Below are 19,897 nucleotides of genomic sequence, written 5' to 3'. Positions count from 1 at the left end.
TTGCCCCGATACGCAAGCGATTTTGCCTTGTGTCGGCTGCGGGCGACACGGAAAGACAAAAAAAGCGCCGTCCGCCTGCCAAAAAGGCAGGATGGACGGCGTTATACCGTTTTCAGAACACATTCAGCCGGCGCAGCCGAACAGGAACGCCGCGCCTGACAGCAACACCAGCCCCGCGATGTTGGCCAGCGTAAACACCAGCAGATAGCGTGGCAGCGAGGCGTTTTCCGCGCGTAAGTACAGTTTGAGCGAGATGAGACTCGCCAGCGACGCGATGGGCGTACCCAGACCGCCGACGTCTACACCGGCCAGCAGCGCGTGCCAATTGTCAGTGAAGCCAGAAAGCAGCACTGCTGCGGGCACGTTGCTGATGACCTGACTGGCCAGCACGCTGGTCCAGTAGGTGCTGCGTCCGAGCAGCATCTCGAGCGTATGGCGCACCGCGTCGATGCGGCCGATATTGCCTGCAAAGATGAAAAAGCAGACAAAGGTAAAAAGCAGCGCGTAGTCCACGCGCGCAAACAGCCCGCGTGCAAACAGCAGTAGGCACAGCGCCACCACTGCGGTCGTGATGCCGTAATGCAGAACATGCACAACCGACAGCAGACACAGCGCAAACAGCAGGCACAGCAAGGCAAAGAGGCGCGGCTGCGCAATATGCTCCTGCTGCGGGAACGTAATTTCAATGCTCTCACCACGCGTCCATAGTGCGGCGATCGACAGCGCGACCAGACTGACCAGCGTCAGCGGCAGCACGACGCGCAGAAATGCACCAAAGCCCAGACTGTAATACGAGCAGAGGAACAGATTTTGCGGATTGCCAACCGGCGTCGCCATACTGCCGAGGTTGGCAGCCAGCGTTTGCAACACGACCACGCGGATGAGCGCCTCCATGCGACCGATATGGCCGAGCACGAGCACGGTGAACGGCACAAAGGTGATGAGCGCCACATCGTTGGTGATCAGCATGGAACAGAAAAACGGCAGCAGCACCAGCGCCAGATACAGCAGCCGCAGCTGCTTGCGTCCGGTCAGCAGGCGCTGCGCCAGCACGGTGAACAAACCGCATTGCTGCAGGCCCGCGACAACCGCCATCAGGCAGAACAACAAACACAGTACGCGCAGGTCAATGTAGCCGGTATACGCTGCATCAGGCGGAACAGCTATCATGGACAGCAGCGCGCACACGAGCGAAATGACCAGAACAGCTTCGCGCCTTGCAAAGCCGCCCAGTTTGGTCAGAAAGGGATACATAACAGGGCCTCATTTCCGGACTAAACCGTATATGAAATACAAAAGGACAAAACAAACGGCAGGTATTGCTGAAAGCAATACCTGCCGGGTTTCAGACAGCTTGCAGCCCTGAAAGGGCCGGCCGAGCAATCGGAAAATTACTTGAGCTCAACCTTAGCGCCAGCAGCCTCGAGCTTCTCCTTGATCTCGTTAGCCTCAGCTTCCGGAGCAGCTTCCTTGATGGTCTGCGGAGCGGAGTCAACCTTCTCCTTGGCTTCCTTCAGGCCCAGGCCGGTGATCTCACGAACAACCTTGATAACGTTGATCTTGGAGGAACCAGCGTCAACCAGAACAACGTCGAAATCGGTCTTAGCGTCAGCAGCAGCAGCGTCGCCAGCGCCAGCAGCAGCACCTGCAACGGCAACCGGGGTAGCGGATACGCCAAATTCTTCTTCCAGAGCCTTTACCAGCTCGGAGAGCTCCATAACCTTGAGCTCTTTTACAGCTTCCATAATCTCTGCAACAGTCATGGGATTAAACCTCCATTATAAGTTATTTTTAAAGTTTTGTTTGATTACTCCGCAGCGGGAGTCTCTTCAGCGGGAGCTTCCTCCGCAGCCGGAACCTTCGCGGCAACCAGATTGGCTACCTTCATTTCCTCGTTGCCCTCAGCCTTCTTAACGATAGCATCGCAGGCAATAGCAAGCTGCATAATGGGGAAGTTGAAGCTGTACAGTACCTGAGCGATAAGGACTTCCTTGCTCGGCATGTTAGCCAGCTTCTTGACCTCGGCCTCGTCGATTACCTTGCCTTCCAGATAACCGGCCTTGATCGTGAAGTTCTCGTGGGTCTTGGCGAAATCGCCCAGAATCTTGGCGGGTGCGATCACGTCGTCCGTGGTCGAAATCGCCAGTGCGGAAGTGCCGTTCAGGTGCTCTTCCAGACCTTCAAAGCCCAGTTCCTTCGCCGCAAAGCGGATCAGGGTGTTCTTGATGACCATATACTCAACGCCTGCTTCACGCAGCTGACGGCGGAGCTTGGTATCATCCTCAACGTTGATGCCCTTGTAATCGACCAGCACGCCGGCCGGAGAATTCTTGATCTTCTCTACCAGAGACGCAACCAGAGCCTTCTTCTCTTCCAGAACCTTTGCATTCGGCATCTTTTTCACCTCCTAAAAAATAAAAGTACCCTCCCGGTGCAAAGACACAGGGAGGGTACACAGAAAACCATATAAAAGATGGCAATAATCCATTCCGTGTTGACCTCGGCGGGCGGCAAAAATCGCCTTTGAAACCTTGCGGCTACCTGCTGTCTTTGACCAAGCTTATTTATTATATCGAACAAGCAAAAAAATGTCAAGAAAAAATCAGAAAAAATTTTTCATTTTTGTTTGAGGCGAAATATTCAAGAGATGTTAATAAATGGGCTTCTCCATTGTGCATGATAGAAAAATGTGTTAAACTAATCTTGAAAACTACACAAGGGGGAATACCATGAAAACCTTATATAAGCGAGTGCTCAGCCTTGTATGTGCCGGACTGATGCTGCTGCCGGTGGCAGCGGGCGCGGCGGGCGGCACGCAGCGGCAAAGCATGGCCATCGGCGGCACGATGGTCTATCTGGAGATGGGCGCAGGGCGCACAGGTGAAGTCACACTGGCCAATAACCGCCTGTTCCAGACGCAGTCGGCCACCGGCCACGTCAGCGCCAAGGCATCCGAGAGCGGCAAAACCGTGGTCGCCTCCATCAACGGCGGCTATTTTGACGCTTACAGCGGCGGTGGGACACTCTATGCGACGGTCATTCAGGGCGGAGAAGTGGTCAATGGCGGCGGCGAGAAGCCGACGCTGGTATTCACTTCTTCCGGCAAGCCGTTGATTGACCGCGTTAAAATCGAGACGAAAATCGCGTTCCGCGGCGAGGACAGCGCAACTGTCACCGCATACTCGGTCAACGATTACAACGCGAACAACGCGTGGGCAAGCTATCTGCTGACGCCGGTATACGGCCGGGCGGTCACTGTCGGCTCTGGCGCACGCATCGTCACCATGAAGGACAGCGTTGTGACGAATATCCAGGTTGGCGGCACGGTGCCCGCTCTGTCGTGGGGCACGACCGCGCTGGTCATCAACCAGAGTGCGTGGAACAACATGGTGACTTACACGCTCGAGCCGCAAATCGGCAACGACGCGGTGCGCAAAACCGTATACACGCCGCAGCATGACAGCGCCTCCGAATGGACAGACATCGTCAACGGCGTCGGCGCAGGTCCGCTGCTGCTCAAGGACGGCGTCAATGTCTGTGATCAGAACAGCGATTTTACCGATCCCAAACAGTCACCGGATTACGTTTCCTCCCGTTCGTTCGCGGCCATTATGAGCAACGGACAGCTGGTGCTGGGCAGTGCGTCGAGTGCGTCTATGCGCAGTATCGCCAATTATCTCAAGGGGCTCGGCGCGGTTGACGCGATGGCGCTGGACGGCGGCGCGTCCACTTTCCTGAGCATCGGTGGCTCGACTGTGCAGAGCGCGGGTCGAAACCTGACCAACGTGCTGCATATTGTGGACTATGCTTCGGGTACGCTGCCCAAGGGCATGCAGCCACGCGACTTTGATACGCCCTCCGGCTGGGCAGCGCAAACGGTTGTTGATGCGGCAAACGCGGGCATTGTACTGGATACGCTGCAAAACGGCTACCAGAAGAATATCACCCGTAAGGAATTTTGTCAGATCATCGACGCGCTGCTGCATAAGAAAATGGAGGACTATGATAATGCGCTGTATCTGACCGGTATTTCGTATGATCAGGCGCGTGCTGCGCTGAGCGATACCTGGGATGCCAGCGTACTGGCTTGCTACCGTTTCGGCATTATCAATGGCGTAGGCAACAACAAGTTCAGTCCGAACGAGAGCCTGACCCGAGAGCAGGCAGCGAAGATCCTGATGGGCGCGGCCAAGTTGATCCAGCTGCCCGGCAGTGAGTCAAATAATTCGTGGTCGGATGCCTCGCAGATTTCGTCGTGGGCGCACGAGGGCATTAACTATGTCGTCGGCGCGGGGATTATGAACGGTACGGGCGAGAACAAGTTTGACCCGAAGGGTATGTTCACCCGTGAACAGGCGATTGCAACGGCATACCGTATGATGGGCTGATACGACAGGACAACAAAAAAGCACGCTGGAAAACCAGCGTGCTTTTTATTTTCTATAAAATCTGTATCAAACAGACGCTTACGCCATCAGCTTGGCAGCATTGACCTTAACGCCGGGGCCCATGGTGGAAGCCACAACACAGGAGCGGACGTACTGGCCCTTTGCAGCAGCCGGCTTGGCCTTGATAATCGCGCCCATCAGTGCGTCGAAGTTGTCCTGCAGCTTCTCCGCGCCGAAGGAAGCCTTGCCAATTGGGCAGTGGATGATGTTGGTCTTATCCAGACGGTACTCGATCTTACCAGCCTTGGACTCCTGAACCGCCTTGGCAACGTCCATGGAAACCGTACCAGCCTTCGGGTTCGGCATCAGGCCCTTAGGACCGAGCACGCGGCCCAGACGGCCAACCAGACCCATCATATCCGGGGTAGCGATGACAACGTCGAACTCGAAGAAGTTCTCCTTCTGGATGCGCTCCATCAGGTCCTCCGCGCCAACAATGTCTGCGCCGGCAGCCAGTGCCTCGTCAGCCTTCGCACCCTTGGCGAAAACAGCAACGCGGACATTCTTACCGGTGCCGTGCGGCAGTACGATTGCGCCGCGCACCTGCTGGTCGGCATGACGGGAGTCAACGCCCAGCTTGACGTGCAGCTCGATGGTCTCATCAAACTTGGCCTTGGCAGTGGAAATAACAGTGGCAAGCGCGTCTGCCGGATCGTACAGCTTGGAACGATCAATGGTCTTTGCGCTGTCTACATACTTTTTACCTTTATGCACAATAAATCCTCCTTAAGTGGTAATGCGGGAATAGGCTAAACCTAACCCTCCCACTTTGACCGGCGCCTGCAAAAAGCGCGGTCAAAATCCATTCAGCTTAACTTAAAACTTATTCCTCGACAGTAATACCCATCGAACGGGCAGTACCGGCGATCATGCTCATCGCAGCTTCCAGAGAAGCAGCGTTCAGGTCGGGCATCTTGGTCTCCGCGATCTTCTGGCAGTCAGCCTTGGAAAGCTTGGCAACCTTGGTCTTGTTCGGAACGGCCGAACCGGACTCAATGCCGCAGGCCTTCTTGATCAGAACCGGCGCCGGGGGAGTCTTGGTGATAAAGCTGAACGAACGGTCGGCATAGACCGTGATAATAACCGGGATAATCATACCGGCATCGTTCTTGGTGCGCTCATTGAATTCCTTAGTAAACGACATGATGTTCACGCCGTGCTGGCCGAGAGCCGGACCTACCGGGGGAGCCGGGGTTGCCTTGCCTGCGGGAATCTGGAGCTTAATATAACCTACTACTTTCTGTGCCATGTTGAAAGGTTCCTCCTTCAATAAATGTGGTAATTGGCGAGTCCCTTCCGCGGGAGCTCTCCCACTTGCCGCGCTCTATAGGGAGCGAAGCGACGTTCTATTCCAAAATCCGGGGACAGGTGCCTCGGATTTTGACCCCGACCCGCCGCTCGTGCGGCGAAACCGGGGGTATCGAAAACAAGTTTCTTCGGAACTTGTTTTCGTATATAGGGGGTATCGGATACCCCCTATAGCAGAAGCTCTGCTTCTGCAATTATTCGTCGAGCGTCTCGACCTGGTCAAGTTCCAGCTCGACAGGGGTTTCGCGGCCGAACATGGAAACCGTGACGTTAACCTTGTTCTTATCCGCTTCCACCGACGATACTACGCCGATAAAGCCGGCCAATGCGCCGTCGATGACGCGCACGCTGTCGCCGGGTGCGTAGTTTACCTCGATCTCACGCTTCTCCACGCCCATCGCGGCGATTTCATCCTCCGTCAGCGGGATGGGTTTGGAGCCGCCGGACTTGTCCTGTCCGACAAAACCGGTGCAGCCGCGGGTATTGCGAACCAGATACCAGGTTTCGTCGGTCATAACCATTTTGACAAGCACATAGCCCGGGAAGAGCTTGCGCTCCACCTCGCGGCTTTTGCCGTCCTTGACCTCCGTGACCGTTTCGGTCGGGATATTGACGGCGGGGATCAGGTCATGCAGCTTGCGGTTTTCGACCGCTTTTTCGATCGAAGAGGCCACTTTATTTTCGTAGCCGGAGTATGTGTGAACCACATACCATTTTGCAGCGTCTGACATAAATGCCTCCTTTTAGGCGGCGAAAGCTTTCAGCAGTGTCTGGACGCCGAGACCGAACACGATATCGAGGACCCAGATGAAAATACCGATCAGGATGACGCAGGCAATCACAACCAGCGTGTTGTTCACCGTCTGCTGGCGGGTGGGCCATACAATCTTACGGCACTCGCTCTTGAGCTCACGGAACCACTTGCCGATACGCGCAAAGAGACCGGGCTTTTTCGCCTTGGTTTCTTCAGCCATGAAGCTACTTCCTTTCTCTTACTTCGTTTCGCGGTGCAGCGTGTGCTTCCGGCAGAAACGGCAGTACTTGTTCATTTCCATACGGTCCGGGTTGTTCTTCTTGTTCTTCATTGTGTCATAGTTTCTTTGCTTGCACTCGGTGCAGGCCAGCGTAATTTTCACGCGCATAAATAACGGCACCTCCTTTTAATATTCGTCCCTTCCCGTGCCCCTTTGGCCGGGCGCGGGACAATTTGCCTCCCTTTGCCAGTGTTCCGGACCCGTTTTCCGAGACACGCGAAAAATGGGCGCAAAAAAAGAACCTGCATAGGTTCTTAAAGTATAGCATGGACAAAACCGGCGGTCAAGGGTTTTTGAGAAAAAAGTGCTGGTTTTTTTATGTTTTTGTGATATACTTAGCTTATTACACAACATATAGGAGTATTCGCATGCGTATTTTGGGGATTGATTACGGAGATGCGCGCACTGGACTTTCGGTTTCGGATGCGTCGGGCTTTCTGGCCGGCTCGCCGAGCGTTATCCACGAATGGAATTACGACAAGCTCTTGGACAAGCTGACGGCCTTCATCGCGGAAAACAAAATCGAAGAGATCGTGCTGGGCTGGCCGAAAAATATGGACGGCACGGCGGGAGAACGCGCACACAAGTGCGAAGCGCTGGCCGAGACGCTGCGGGAGCGCACCGGGCTGCCGGTGACGCTGTGGGACGAGCGTCGTACGACGGTCGCGGCGCACGACATTCTGCACCAGACGGGCAAAAAGGCAAAAAAGCACCGCCAGACAGTCGACGCGGTCGCGGCAAGCCTGATTTTGCAGGGCTATCTGGATTTCAAACGCCGGCAAACCTAAAACAAAGAGAAAAGAGGGAAACCGCTGGGGTTTCCCTCTTTCGTTTTATTTATACGGGTTGTCCGCCTTGAGATAGCAGCACTTTTTGTATTTCTTACCGCTGCCGCACGGACACGGGTCGTTCGGGCCGACCTTTTTGCCCACGCGCTTCGGCTCAGCCTTGACCGAACCGTCGCTCGCGCCGGCTGCGCTGGTTTCCTTGGCGACCTGTTCACGCTTAGGTTCCTCGCGGGTACGCACCTGCGCCAGGAAAATCATGCGCACGGTGTCCTCACGGATGGAGTCGATCATCGCGTCGAACATATCGAAGCCCTCACGCTTGTACTCAATAACCGGGTCATGCTGGCCATAGGCGCGCAGGCCGATACCGTTACGCAGTTCGGTCATCGCGTCAATGTGATCCATCCACTTGGTATCGACGTTCTTGAGCAGCACCACGCGTTCCAGTTCGCGCATGATGGACGCGCCGATGGCCTGCTCCTTGGCCTCATAGACCTTGTGCGCCTGATCGGTCAGCACATTCGTCAATTGCTCCACAGTCAGATCGTCACATTCTTCGGGCGTGAAGGTGCAGTCCTCCGGACGCAGGAACATGCCGATAAACGGACGGCTTGCCTGCTCGACCATTTCCGGGGTGATGAGGTGGTTCTCGCCGACTGCGGCGTGCACCGCGCGGGCGATGGTATCATCGACCATGTTCAGGATATTGTCTTTGATATCCTTGCCCTCAAGCACCTGCAAACGCTGACCGTAGATGGTCTGGCGCTGGGTGTTGAGCACATCGTCGTATTCGAGCACGTGCTTACGGGTAGCAAAGTTGCGGGATTCAATCTTTTTCTGCGCGTTTTCGATTGCGCCGGACAGAATTCTCTGGTCAATCGGCTCGTTTTCATCAATGCCGAGTGTATCCATCATATTCTGGATGCGCTCGGAGCCAAACAGGCGCATCAAGTCGTCCTCGAGCGAAATATAGAAGCTGGATTCGCCCGGGTCACCCTGACGGCCGGCACGGCCGCGCAGCTGATTGTCGATACGACGGGATTCATGCCGCTCCGTGCCCAGAATATACAGGCCGCCTGCCGCACGCACCTTCTCGGCGTCCGCGTCGGTCTCCTTCTTGTACTTCTGATAGAGTTCCTGGAACTTCTCACGGATGGCGAGCACTTCGGGATCGTCCGTCTCCGCGTGGCCGTTGGCCTCGTACAGCAGCTCCGGCGTATACTCGCCCTTTTTCAGCTCGTCAAGCGCCATGGTTTCCGCGTTGCCGCCGAGCATGATATCCGTACCACGGCCGGCCATGTTGGTCGCAATCGTAACCGCGCCCGACTTGCCCGCCTGCGCGACGATATCCGCCTCGCGCTCGTGATACTTTGCGTTCAGAACGGTGTGCTTGATGCCCTTTGCCTTGAGCAGCTTGGACAGCTCCTCGGATTTTTCAATCGACACCGTACCAACCAGAATCGGCTGTCCCTTGGCATGGCAGGCTTCGATGCGTGCAATCGTTGCATGAATCTTGCCGCGCTCGTTCTTGTAAACCGCGTCGGGGTTGTCCTTACGCGCAATCGGCTTGTTGGTCGGGATTTCAATAACGTCCAGCTTGTAGGTGTGGCGGAATTCCTCCTCCTCGGTCAGCGCGGTACCGGTCATACCGGACAGCTTGCCGTACAGACGGAAGTAATTCTGGAAGGTGATGGTGGCCAGCGTCTTGCTTTCATGCGCAACCTTAACGCCTTCCTTGGCCTCGATGGCCTGATGCAGGCCCTCGTTGTAGCGGCGGCCGAACATCAGACGACCGGTGAACTCATCGACGATGATGACCTGACCATCGCGCACAACGTAGTCCACGTCGCGCTGCATCACGCCGCGCGCCTTGATGGCCTGATTGATGTGGTGCTGCAGCGTGGTATTGGCCGGATCGGACAGGTTTTCCACCCGGAAATACTGCTCCGCGCGTGCGGTGCCCTTAGGGGTGAGGGTTGCGGTGCGGGCCTTTTCGTCGACAATGTAGTCCGCGTCGATGTCGTCCTGCTCTTCCTTGGCGTCGACTTCCTTGACGCGCAGGCACTTGAGGCCCGCGGCAAAGCGGTCGGCCATTTCGTACAGTTGGGACGACTTTTCGCCCTGACCGGAAATAATCAGCGGGGTACGCGCCTCGTCGATCAGGATAGAGTCGACCTCGTCGACGATGGCAAACGCATGTCCGCGCTGCACCATGGCCTTTTTATAAATCGCCATGTTGTCACGCAGATAGTCGAAGCCGAATTCGTTGTTCGTACCGTAGGTGATGTCCGCTTCGTACATCGCGCGACGCTCGCCAGGCTCGACCTCGTGGATGACCAGACCGACGGTCAGGCCGAGGAAACGGTAAACCTTGCCCATCCATTCGCTGTCGCGCTTGGCGAGGTAGTCGTTGACCGTGACGATGTGCACGCCCTTGCCGGTCAGCGCGTTGAGGTAGGCGGGCAAAGTCGCAACCAGCGTTTTGCCTTCGCCGGTTTTCATCTCCGCGATGCGGCCCTGATGCAGCACGATGCCGCCGATGACCTGCACACGGTAATGCCGCATGCCAAGCACACGCCACGCAGCCTCGCGACAGGTGGCAAACGCCTCTGGCAACAGGTTGTCGAGCGATTCGCCGTTTTGATAGCGAGCCTTGAATTCATCGGTTTTCGCACGCAGCTCCGCGTCGGTCAGCTTTTTATACTGCTCTTCGAGCGCATCGACCTTATCCGCAATGGGATAGATTTTCTTCAGTTCGTGCGAGGAATGAGTGCCGAAAATTTTGGTAAAAAGGTTAGCCATTCTTGATTCAGCCTTTCAAAAAGGGACAAAAGTCCCGTTCATTCATACAGAAAATATTATAGCACACAATGGGCCGGAAACAAACAAATTTTTTGTAAACGAATGTCATGGCGCAAAAAAAGACGCCTGCAAGCGTCTTTTTTTGCTTTATCTCATAATCAGGTATACGGTATAGACAACATAGGTGAGCGCCATGATTGCGCCGGGCGCGCGGCCGAGCTTGCCGCGGCGCGCAGGAAGATAGAACACCACGCTGATACCGATGAGCACGAGCGCGTCAATGATCGAGGTCGCCTGCACCGGAATGGGCGTAATGGTTGCGGAAACGCCGAGAATGAGCAGCAGATTAAAAATGTTTGAGCCGATAACATTGCCCATTGCGATTTCATTCTGTCCCTTGCGGGCAGCCACCAGCGAGGTGACCAGCTCGGGCAGGCTGGTGCCGATGGCGACGATGGTCAGGCCGATGAGCGTCTCGGACAGGCCGAACATGCGCGCGATACCGGTCGCGCCGTTCACCGCCAGCTGACCGCCGATGATGATGCAGGCAAGGCCGAGTACGATATTAACGCCAATCATCAGCGGACGCATCGGCACTTCTTCCTCTTCGCCTACCAGCGTGTCCCGATTTTTGAGCGCCGCGCGGATTTGCGTGCCAAGCACCATCGCGAACACGGCCAGCAGGATAACGCCTTCGATGCGCGAAATGGTCAGGTCGGGCGCAATGAACACCAAAAGCAGCACCGCTGCGCCGAGCGAAATCGGCCAGTCACGCCGCAGCAGCGTGCGATCCATAACGAGCGGACAAACTACGGCGGACAGGCCGGCGACCATCAGCAGGTTAAAAATGTTCGAGCCAACGACATTGCCCACCGCTATCTCGTTTGCGCCCTGCAAAGCCGCCGTCAGGCTGACGGCCAGTTCGGGCGCGGAGGTACCGAAGGCAACGATGGTCAGGCCGACGAGCAAAGGCGACACGCCCAGCCGCCGCGCCAGCGCGGACGCGCCCGCAACAAATTTGTCCGCGCCCCAGACCAGCAGGACAAAACCGAATACCAACATGATGAATGATAACATGATACAACCCCCTATATTTGATACAATAGCATATCCATGCGCAAAAAAAGAGACTTTTATTGCGCATAGCAATAAAAGTCTCGCTGCTTACGGTGGGCACGGGTCGAATGTTCGACCGTGATTGACGATGCCGACCACGCCCGCAGGCGTGAGCTACTCCCTTTTCTTGTACCTAAAAATATATCGGAAGGACAAGGGTTAGTCAAGTCAAACTTAGAAAAAACTTTACAAGTTCCCCGCAAAACGGTATACTATATACTACTGAAAAATACGTGAAGGAGCATTTTCATGCTTGAGTTCGAGGAATACAAGGTCAAACTGAACAATTTAAAGCCCCAGCTCGAGGAGCTGTATGAGTCGCTTGGTCTGGACCGGGCAAAGCGCGAGGTTGAGGAGCTGGAGATCAAGTCCTCTCAGCCCGGCTTTTGGGATAATCCGGAGGAAAGCCAGAAGATCGTTTCCCGCATGGGTGCGCTCAAGGGCAAGATTGAGGCGTATAATCATCTGAACAGCCTGTGCGACGATTTACTGACGATTTGCGAAATGGCAATCGAAGAAAACGACGAGTCCATGCTCGAAGAGCTGGAGAGCGGCTACAAGGAGCTGGAAGAGGGCGTGGCCGAGCAGAAGCTGTCCACACTGCTGACCGGCGAGTACGACCGCAACAACGCGCTGGTGTCCTTCCATGCGGGCGCGGGCGGCACCGAAGCGCAGGACTGGTGCGAAATGCTGTACCGTATGTACACCCGTTGGGCGGAACGCCACGGCTTCACCTATAAAATTATGGACTATCAGGACGGCGAAGAAGCGGGCCTCAAGAGCGCGGATATCCTCATCGAAGGCGAGAACGCTTACGGCTTCCTCAAGGGCGAGTCAGGCGTACACCGTCTGGTGCGTATCTCCCCGTTTGACGCCTCCGGTCGTCGCCACACCTCGTTTTCCGCGGTCGAGGTCATCCCGGATATCCCCGACGACTCAGCAGATTTCGAGATTAAGCCGGACGACTACGAAATGCAGGTGTTCCGTTCCTCCGGTGCGGGCGGTCAGCACATCAACAAGACCTCCTCGGCGGTGCGTCTGATTCACAAGGCAACCGGTATCGTGGTTTCCTGCCAGACCGAGCGCAGCCAGTTCCAGAACAAGGACAACTGCTTGCGTATGCTGCGCAGCAAGCTGGTAGAAATCAAGGAGCGCGAGCATCTGGAGAAAATTTCCGACATCAAGGGCGACCAGAAGAAGATTGAATGGGGCAGCCAGATTCGCTCCTACGTTTTTATGCCCTATACGCTTGCCAAGGACACGCGCACCGGCTTCGAGAACGCCAACATTGGCGCGGTCATGGACGGCGATATCGACGGCTTCATCAATGCGTATCTTTCCGCTTTAGCGACCGGTACGCTGGGCAAGAAGTAACCCCCAAAACACATAAACCGCAGCCCTTCGGCGCAAACTGTTGCCGGAGGGCTGTTTTTATGAAGGATACTGTAAAATACGCCGCAACCGGTGCGCTTGCAGGCGCAGCCAACGGCTTTTTCGGCGCGGGCGGCGGTCTGTTTCTGGTGCCGCTGCTGGTATACTGGTGTGGTTTGGAGGAACGACGCGCATTTGCGACCTCGGTCGCGGTCATCTTTCCACTCAGCGCGCTATCCGCTGTGCTCTACTGGATGCAGGGCGGTCTGGCATTTTCCACGGCATGGCCCTATCTGCTGGGCGGTGTGCTGGGCGGCTGGATTGCGGGCCGTGTCTTTCACAAGATAGATATGGTTTGGCTGCGGCGGGCGTTTGGTCTGCTGCTGCTTTACGGCGGCGTGCGCGCCGTATTGCTGCTGTGAGCGCGCTGTTTTCCGCCGCCGTCGGACTGGTGACCGGTATTCTGTCCGGCTGCGGTGTGGGAGGCGGCTCGCTACTCATGCTGTACCTTACCATGATCGCCGGAATGGGACAGTATCAGGCAGCGGGCATCAACCTGCTGTACTTCCTCGCGTGCGCGCCCGCAGCGCTCTGGGCACACATCAAAAACGGTCTGGTTGAAAAGCGGGCGGCTCTGTGGTGCATCGCGGCAGGCGTGCCGACCGCCGCCGCTGCTTGCTGGCTGGCTGCATATGTGGATACCGATTGGCTGCGGCGCATGTTTGGTGTGTTTTTACTGTGCATTGGCATCAAGGAGTGCTTTGCCAAGCGGAAATGAACAGTTTTATCGTCAATGTCTCGATCCTCAGCCCGTAGATATTTTCCTGCATTTCCCTAATTACGCAGAATATTACATGTATATTACATGTTTATTACACTTTTGCAACATTGCATGTTCGTCAAGCAAAAAAGTAGTATACTATAATATAAAATAATATTTATTCTCACTTTGGGATAAAATGTCGATATTAGGAGGAAATTGGAATGAACTTGAAAGGATCCCGTACCGAGCAGAATTTGCAGGCAGCGTTTAGCGGAGAGTCGATGGCTCGTAATAAGTATCTGTTTTTTGCGGATAAGGCTCGCAAGGAGGGACATGAGGATATTGCCAATCTGTTCACCAATCTGGCGCAGAACGAGGGTGCGCACGGTCGACTGCTGTATGAAAAGCTGACCGGTGTTGGCACCAGCTCGGAGAATCTGCAAACCGCCATTAAGGGCGAGTACGGCGAATGGAGCAACATGTATCCGGGCTTTGCAAAAATCGCTCGTGAAGAAGGCTTTGAGGATATTGCCGCGCTGTTTGACAATATTTCCAAGATTGAGCAGGATCATGAGTTTCGCTTTATGAGCGCCCTGATGGCGCTGACCCAGGGAGCGAAGAAGGAAGAAGTGGAATCCTCTTTGCCGCCGAAAAAGAAAATGGTTGACACGGACGGCTACCGCTGCGTATTCTGCGGCGCGATTTATGATGAGCGTCCGGATGTCTGCAATGTATGCGGTGCAATCGGTTCGTTTGAGCTGACGACTTACCAGAAGGAAGCATAAGATCGTTCATACATAAAAACAGACAATAAAGCAGCAACAGTTGGGAACAGATGGAAAGCAAATTCGTCTAACAGGATAACGAAAGCGAAAAGAGGTGTCCTGTGATGAAACGACGATGGCTTTGTATGGTGCTGGCCCTGCTGTTGCTGCTTTCGCTTGTCGCGTGCGGAGCGGCGTCGGGGAGCACGGGCATTACCGGTGATGCGGAAGTGCCACAAAGGGAAAACGGCGCGGCGGCTATGGATGCGGCATCATCCGAGAGTACAGCGGATTTTTCCACAGTGCGTGAAAACGCCAAGCTGATTTTATCGGCGGATTTTACGCTCGAGACGCAGGAATATGACGCCACCTGCGCAGCGCTTGAGCAAATGACCGCTGAAGCGGGCGGCTATATCCAGTCGAGCGGAAACGCCGGCGAAAAAGGCAGCCGCACAGCAAATTACACGCTGCGGGTGCCGCAGGAGCGGTTTGAGACTTTTTTTGCGCAGTTGGGTGAAACCTGCCATGTGGTATCTGCCAACCGGTGGAGTGAGGACGTGACGGAGAAGTATACCGACATCGAGACACGTCTGGCCACCTTGCAGACCAAGCACGAGCGTCTGCTTGCGCTGCTTGATCAGGCCGCCAAGATGGAGGATATCATTTCTCTGGAGAACGCGCTTGCCGAATGTGAGTATGAAATCGACAGCCTGACGGGAGAAAAGCGGCATTATGACGATCTGGTGGGATTTTCTACCTTCACGGTGTCACTGCGTGAAGTACAGACACTGACCGCTGTCTCTGCGGGCACAGGCTTCGGCGCACAGGTGGCACAAGCCGCGCAGCACGGCCTCGGCGGTCTGACCGCTACCGTGCGCGGCCTGATTCTGATGGTCGTGATGCTCTGGCCGGTGCTGATGCTGCTGGGTATTGCGGGCGGTGTGTATTGGCGTGTACGCATATACCGCAAAAAGAAAGCGCAACAGTCTGCGCAGAGCAAAAAAGAATAAGTGATGCCCGGGCCGTCAAGCGCGCATCAAACAGAAAAGAACCGCCTTCCGGCGGTTCTTTTCATCAAAAGGCGGGCAAGACCCACCTTTTGATACAAGAAAGCAATTTTGTGTGCATCCTTGCGCGTAAAATCGCGAAAGGGCTGTGTCCGCGCATCGCGCGGCACAGCCCCCTCGATGAAAGCTGTACGCTTTCATCGAAACTTTAGATTGTGTTAATATCCACCATCTCGCAGTTTTCAATCTTGATATCGCCCTCGAGGCAGCGCAGCAGTGCGGATGCCGTGTCGATCGAGGTCAGGCACGGAATGGCGCGCTCGACCGCCGTGCGGCGGATGTGCACCGAACCCAGCTGAGGATGACGACCCTTGACCGAAGTGGCCACAACGTAATCGATCTTGCCGGACTCGATCAGGTCGATGATATTCGGGGACGGCTCATCCACATTGCGGATGGCGTTGGTTGCAACCATGTGACGGTTGAGTACGTTCGCTGTGCCGCTGGTGGCGTAAATTTCAAACCCAAGGGCTTCAAACCGCTCGCCGATGCGGATGGCCTCCTGCTTGTCCGAATCGCGCACGGAAATCAGCACCGCGCCCTTTTTCTTCATCTTGAAGCCCGCGCCGATCAGACCCTTGAGCAGCGCCTCGCGGAACGAGGTCGAAACGCCCAGCACCTCGCCGGTCGACTTCATCTCCGGCCCCAGCTGGGTATCGAGGTCGCGCAGCTTCTGGAACGAGAACACCGGCACCTTGACCGCGTAGTGGTCGCTCTCCGGGTGCAGGCCGGTGCCGCAGCCCATGTCGCGCAGCTTTTCACCGAACATGCAGCGCGTCGCCAAATCGACCATCGGCACACCCGTCACCTTGGAGATATACGGCACGGTACGCGAGGAGCGCGGATTGACCTCAATGACGTAAATCTGGTCGTTATACATGACAAACTGGATGTTGACCAGACCGAGTACTGCCAGATTCTTAGCCAGCGCCTCGGTATAGCGGATGATGGTTTCCTTGTGCTTCGGCTCGATGTTGATAGAGGGATAAATCGAAATCGAGTCACCCGAGTGAACGCCCGCACGCTCGAAGTGCTCCATGATGCCCGGGATGAGAATGTCTTCGCCGTCACAGATGGCGTCGACCTCGATTTCGCGGCCCATCATATATTTATCCACCAGCACCGGGTTTTCCACCTTGTTGCGGGTGATGACCTTCATGAACTCGCGCACGTCCTCTTCCTTGTACGCGATTTCCATGCCCTGACCGCCCAGAACGTAGGACGGACGCACAAGCACCGGATAGCCCAGCTCATCGGCGGCCTTGACCGCTTCTTCCTCGGTCATGACCGTGTGGCCCGCCGGACGCGGGATGCCGCACTTTTCGAGGATAACGTCGAACTTCTCACGGTCCTCCGCCGCGTCGATGCTCCATGCAGGCGTGCCCAGAATCGGGATACCCAGCTTTTCGATGTGCGCGGCGAGGTTGATGGCGGTCTGTCCGCCGAACTGCACAATCGCAAAGTCCGGCTTTTCGGCGCCCACCACGCCGGTCACATCCTCAGGCGTCAGCGGCTCAAAATACAGACGGTCGGCCGTATCGAAGTCGGTCGATACGGTTTCCGGGTTGTTGTTGATGATAACGGTCTCGCAGCCCAGCTTTTGCAGCGCCCAAACTGCGTGCACCGAGCAGTAGTCGAACTCGATACCCTGACCGATGCGAATGGGGCCGGAGCCAAGCACCAGCACCTTCTTTTTGCCGGAGGCGGGCTTGACCTCGGTCTCCTCGTCGTAGGTCGAGTAGTAGTACGGGGTCTCCGCCTCGAATTCGGCGGCACAGGTGTCTACCATCTTGTAAACCAGCAGACGCTTTACCCCGGAAATATCCTTGCCGGACAGCTCGGCAATGGTCTTGTCGAGGAAGCCCATCTTCTTGGCGCGCAGGTACAGGTCCTTGTCGATGGTTTCGGCCGTGGCAAGCGCCTTCTCCATGTCGACGATGTTCTGGAACTTATGCAGGAAGAAAGTGTCCATCGTGGTGACCTCGTGAATCTCCTCGATGGTCATGATGCCGCGGCGCAGCGCCTCGCAGATGTGGAACAGACGCTGATCATCCGTGCGGGCAACGCCCTTCTTGATTTCCGCGTCCGACTGCTGCTGGATACGCGGCACGATCATGCTGTCCAGCTTGATTTCGCAGCCGCGGACCGCCTTCATCAGCGCCCCCTCAAAGCTGTTGTCAATCGCCATGACCTCGCCCGTCGCCTTCATCTGCGTGCCGAGCGTGTTGTCCGCGTACACGAACTTGTCAAACGGCCAGCGCGGGAACTTGACCACGCAGTAGTCAAGCGTCGGCTCGAAGCAGGCCTTGGTCTTTTTGGTGACGGCGTTTTCGATTTCATCCAAACCGTAGCCGACCGCAATTTTCGCGGTCACCTTGGCAATCGGATAACCGGTCGCCTTGGAGGCCAGCGCTGAGGAACGCGATACGCGGGGATTTACCTCGATCACCGCGTACTCGAACGACTCCGGATTGAGCGCATACTGCACGTTGCAGCCGCCCTCGATGCCCAGCTCTGTGATGATGTTGAGCGCCGAGGTGCGCAGCATCTGGTATTCCTTGTCGCACAGCGTCTGGCTGGGCGCGACAACGACCGAGTCGCCCGTATGCACGCCGACCGGGTCGACATTTTCCATGTTACAAATCGTAATGGCGTTGCCCTTGCCGTCGCGCATGACCTCGTATTCGATTTCCTTCCAGCCGGCGATACATTTTTCGACCAGAATTTCATCAACGCGGGAATACATGATGCCGGTCGCGGCAATCTCACGCAGCTGGTCCCACGTGTAGGCAATACCGCCGCCCGTGCCGCCAAGCGTATACGCCGGACGAATGATGACCGGCAGGCCGATTTCCCGGGTAAACTCGACCGCGTCCTCCACCGAGTGCACGACCTTGGAGGCGATACACGGCTCACCGATTTTTTCCATCGTGTCCTTGAACATCTGACGGTCCTCGGCCTTGGCGATGGTCTCCGGGTTCGCGCCGAGCAGCTTGACGCCCATCTTATCAAGGAAGCCGCTCTCGCACAGCTCCATGGCGAGGTTCAGACCGGTCTGGCCGCCGAGGTTGGGCAGCAGCGAGTCCGGACGCTCTTTCTTGATGATTTCCTGCACCGCTTCGACGGTCAGCGGCTCGATATAGACCTTGTCGGCCATGGCCTTATCCGTCATGATGGTAGCGGGGTTGGAGTTGACCAGTACAACCTCCAGACCTTCCTCGCGCAGCGCGCGGCAAGCCTGCGTGCCCGCGTAGTCGAACTCGGCCGCCTGACCGATGACGATAGGGCCGGAGCCCAGTACCATTACCTTATGAATATCCTTGCGCAGCGGCATTACTGAGCACCTCCCTTTGCTTTTGCAATGTTGTCCATGAATTTATCAAACAGATATGACGTGTCCATCGGGCCGGGGCAGACCTCGGGATGGTACTGCACGGTGAACACCGGACGGCCGACATGCTCCACACCCTCGACCGTACCGTCGTTCAAATTGACATAGCGTACGCGGGCGATGCTCGGGTCAACCGACTCGCCCACGACCGCGTAGCCGTGGTTCTGGCTGGTGATATAGGTGCGGTCTACATCCAGATCCTTGACCGGATGGTTGACGCCGCGGTGGCCGTACTTGAGTTTGGTCGTCTTGGCACCGATGGCAAGGCTTAAAAGCTGATGGCCGAGGCAGATGCCGAAAATCGGGATGTTGCTTGCCAGCAGCTTTTTGAGATTCTCGACGATCTCGACGTTTTCCGCCGGGTCGCCGGGGCCGTTGGAAAGCATCACGCCGTCAAACTTGCCGATGACCTCCTCCGGCGGGGTGAATGCCGGGATGGTGACTACCTCGCAGCCACGCTTTTGCAGCTCGCGCTCAATATTGTACTTGACGCCGTAGTCATACAGCGCAATACGGTACTTCTGCTCGCCTTCCGCCGGGTAAACGCGGCTCTCCTCGCAGGTGACCGACTTTACCGCGTCCTTGACCACATATGCCTTCATTTCCGCGATGGCCTGCTCATCCGGCTCGAAGCCCTCGGTATAGATGACGCCGTTCATAACGCCTGCGTTGCGCAGCTTGCGGGTCAGCGCGCGGGTGTCGATGCCTGCAAGGCCGACGACCTTCTGCTCCTTGAGATATTCGTCCAGCGTCAGACGGCAGCGCCAGTTGGACGGGTGATCGGCAACTTCGCGCATGATAAAGCCGGAAACCCAGCTCTTGCGGGATTCGTAATCGTCAAAGTTGATGCCATAGTTGCCAATCAGCGGATAGGTCATAGTGACCACCTGACCATAATAGGACGGGTCGGTCAAAACCTCCTGATAACCGGCCATGCCCGTGTTGAACACGACCTCACCGATGCTCTGCCCTTCGTAGCCGACGGCCGTACCCTCAAACAGCGTGCCGTCCGCGAGCAGTAAATACGCTTTTTTCATTCTTGTAT

At 56.2% G+C, this 19,897-nt stretch carries 19 protein-coding genes and 1 other annotated feature; of the genes, 7 read left to right on the top strand and 12 right to left on the bottom strand.

Annotated elements, in window-relative coordinates; all coding sequences use genetic code 11:
- Positions 1–123: 123 nt before the first annotated feature.
- The 3 genes from ACTQ3V_RS08030 to rplJ all read right to left on the bottom strand — a co-directional run bounded on the left by ACTQ3V_RS08030 (position 124) and on the right by rplJ (position 2,395).
- On the bottom strand, positions 124–1,254 hold the full coding sequence (locus tag ACTQ3V_RS08030) for an SLC13 family permease (RefSeq protein ID WP_441467069.1): 1,131 nt from the start codon (positions 1,252–1,254) through the stop codon (positions 124–126).
- A gap of 137 nt (positions 1,255–1,391) precedes the next feature.
- Entirely contained in the window at positions 1,392–1,763 is a 372-nt protein-coding gene (gene rplL / locus ACTQ3V_RS08025; protein ID WP_297283565.1) for a 50S ribosomal protein L7/L12, read from the bottom strand.
- A 44-nt stretch (positions 1,764–1,807) separates the two neighbouring features.
- Entirely contained in the window at positions 1,808–2,395 is a 588-nt protein-coding gene (rplJ, locus tag ACTQ3V_RS08020) for a 50S ribosomal protein L10 (protein ID WP_441467068.1), read from the bottom strand.
- A 10-nt stretch (positions 2,396–2,405) separates the two neighbouring features.
- Positions 2,406–2,572 (bottom strand) — a sequence feature (ribosomal protein L10 leader region).
- A 157-nt stretch (positions 2,573–2,729) separates the two neighbouring features.
- On the opposite strand from rplJ, the gene ACTQ3V_RS08015 reads away from it, so the two are divergent.
- Complete coding sequence (locus ACTQ3V_RS08015) at positions 2,730–4,388, top strand: S-layer homology domain-containing protein (protein WP_441467067.1); 1,659 nt, start codon at positions 2,730–2,732, stop codon at positions 4,386–4,388.
- Between the two features lie 78 nt (positions 4,389–4,466).
- Here the strand turns inward: ACTQ3V_RS08015 and rplA are convergent, their stop codons facing one another.
- The 5 genes from rplA to rpmG all read right to left on the bottom strand — a co-directional run bounded on the left by rplA (position 4,467) and on the right by rpmG (position 6,898).
- Positions 4,467–5,162: a 50S ribosomal protein L1 gene (rplA, locus tag ACTQ3V_RS08010; protein WP_441467066.1), complete on the bottom strand. Its 696-nt coding sequence runs from the start codon at positions 5,160–5,162 to the stop codon at positions 4,467–4,469.
- Positions 5,163–5,271: 109 nt separating this feature from the next.
- Positions 5,272–5,697, bottom strand: a complete 426-nt coding sequence (gene rplK / locus ACTQ3V_RS08005; RefSeq protein WP_441467065.1) for a 50S ribosomal protein L11 — start codon at positions 5,695–5,697, stop codon at positions 5,272–5,274.
- Positions 5,698–5,950: 253 nt separating this feature from the next.
- The gene (gene nusG / locus ACTQ3V_RS08000; protein WP_441467064.1) at positions 5,951–6,487 is read right to left on the bottom strand and encodes a transcription termination/antitermination protein NusG; all 537 of its coding nucleotides are present in this window, start codon (positions 6,485–6,487) and stop codon (positions 5,951–5,953) included.
- Between the two features lie 12 nt (positions 6,488–6,499).
- Positions 6,500–6,730, bottom strand: a complete 231-nt coding sequence (secE, locus tag ACTQ3V_RS07995) for a preprotein translocase subunit SecE (RefSeq protein ID WP_125116026.1) — start codon at positions 6,728–6,730, stop codon at positions 6,500–6,502.
- Between the two features lie 18 nt (positions 6,731–6,748).
- On the bottom strand, positions 6,749–6,898 hold the full coding sequence (rpmG, locus tag ACTQ3V_RS07990) for a 50S ribosomal protein L33 (protein WP_125116025.1): 150 nt from the start codon (positions 6,896–6,898) through the stop codon (positions 6,749–6,751).
- A gap of 260 nt (positions 6,899–7,158) precedes the next feature.
- On the opposite strand from rpmG, the gene ruvX reads away from it, so the two are divergent.
- The gene (gene ruvX / locus ACTQ3V_RS07985; RefSeq protein ID WP_441467063.1) at positions 7,159–7,578 is read left to right on the top strand and encodes a Holliday junction resolvase RuvX; all 420 of its coding nucleotides are present in this window, start codon (positions 7,159–7,161) and stop codon (positions 7,576–7,578) included.
- Between the two features lie 45 nt (positions 7,579–7,623).
- Here ruvX and secA read toward each other — a convergent pair whose 3' ends face one another.
- Together secA and ACTQ3V_RS07975 are read right to left on the bottom strand one after the other, a co-directional pair.
- Positions 7,624–10,380, bottom strand: a complete 2,757-nt coding sequence (gene secA / locus ACTQ3V_RS07980) for a preprotein translocase subunit SecA (RefSeq protein ID WP_441467062.1) — start codon at positions 10,378–10,380, stop codon at positions 7,624–7,626.
- 147 nt (positions 10,381–10,527) lie between these two features.
- Positions 10,528–11,457: a calcium/sodium antiporter gene (locus tag ACTQ3V_RS07975; RefSeq protein WP_441467061.1), complete on the bottom strand. Its 930-nt coding sequence runs from the start codon at positions 11,455–11,457 to the stop codon at positions 10,528–10,530.
- 288 nt (positions 11,458–11,745) lie between these two features.
- On the opposite strand from ACTQ3V_RS07975, the gene prfB reads away from it, so the two are divergent.
- The 5 genes from prfB to ACTQ3V_RS07950 all read left to right on the top strand — a co-directional run bounded on the left by prfB (position 11,746) and on the right by ACTQ3V_RS07950 (position 15,404).
- Positions 11,746–12,870: a peptide chain release factor 2 gene (prfB, locus tag ACTQ3V_RS07970; RefSeq protein WP_441467060.1), complete on the top strand. Its 1,125-nt coding sequence runs from the start codon at positions 11,746–11,748 to the stop codon at positions 12,868–12,870.
- 59 nt (positions 12,871–12,929) lie between these two features.
- Positions 12,930–13,289: a TSUP family transporter gene (locus ACTQ3V_RS07965; protein WP_441467059.1), complete on the top strand. Its 360-nt coding sequence runs from the start codon at positions 12,930–12,932 to the stop codon at positions 13,287–13,289.
- On the top strand, positions 13,223–13,645 hold the full coding sequence (locus tag ACTQ3V_RS07960; RefSeq protein ID WP_441467058.1) for a TSUP family transporter: 423 nt from the start codon (positions 13,223–13,225) through the stop codon (positions 13,643–13,645). Before ACTQ3V_RS07965 ends, ACTQ3V_RS07960 begins: the two co-directional genes overlap by 67 nt.
- Before the next feature lie 206 nt (positions 13,646–13,851).
- Complete coding sequence (locus ACTQ3V_RS07955; RefSeq protein WP_441467057.1) at positions 13,852–14,415, top strand: rubrerythrin family protein; 564 nt, start codon at positions 13,852–13,854, stop codon at positions 14,413–14,415.
- 104 nt (positions 14,416–14,519) lie between these two features.
- Complete coding sequence (locus ACTQ3V_RS07950) at positions 14,520–15,404, top strand: DUF4349 domain-containing protein (RefSeq protein WP_441467056.1); 885 nt, start codon at positions 14,520–14,522, stop codon at positions 15,402–15,404.
- A 205-nt stretch (positions 15,405–15,609) separates the two neighbouring features.
- On the opposite strand, the gene carB is transcribed toward ACTQ3V_RS07950, so the two are convergent.
- Positions 15,610–18,795, bottom strand: coding sequence for a carbamoyl-phosphate synthase large subunit (gene carB, locus ACTQ3V_RS07945; protein WP_441467055.1), 3,186 nt, complete (start codon positions 18,793–18,795; stop codon positions 15,610–15,612).
- Positions 18,795–19,889: a carbamoyl phosphate synthase small subunit gene (locus ACTQ3V_RS07940; RefSeq protein ID WP_441467054.1), complete on the bottom strand. Its 1,095-nt coding sequence runs from the start codon at positions 19,887–19,889 to the stop codon at positions 18,795–18,797. Before ACTQ3V_RS07940 ends, carB begins: the two co-directional genes overlap by 1 nt.
- Positions 19,890–19,897 lie beyond the last annotated feature (8 nt).

Source organism: Candidatus Agathobaculum pullicola, from assembly GCF_052117205.1.
In the GTDB taxonomy this organism is placed as follows: domain Bacteria; phylum Bacillota; class Clostridia; order Oscillospirales; family Butyricicoccaceae; genus Agathobaculum; species Agathobaculum pullicola.
Note: the sequence above shows the minus strand (reverse complement) of the source record. Positions and strands in the feature narration are given on the sequence as shown.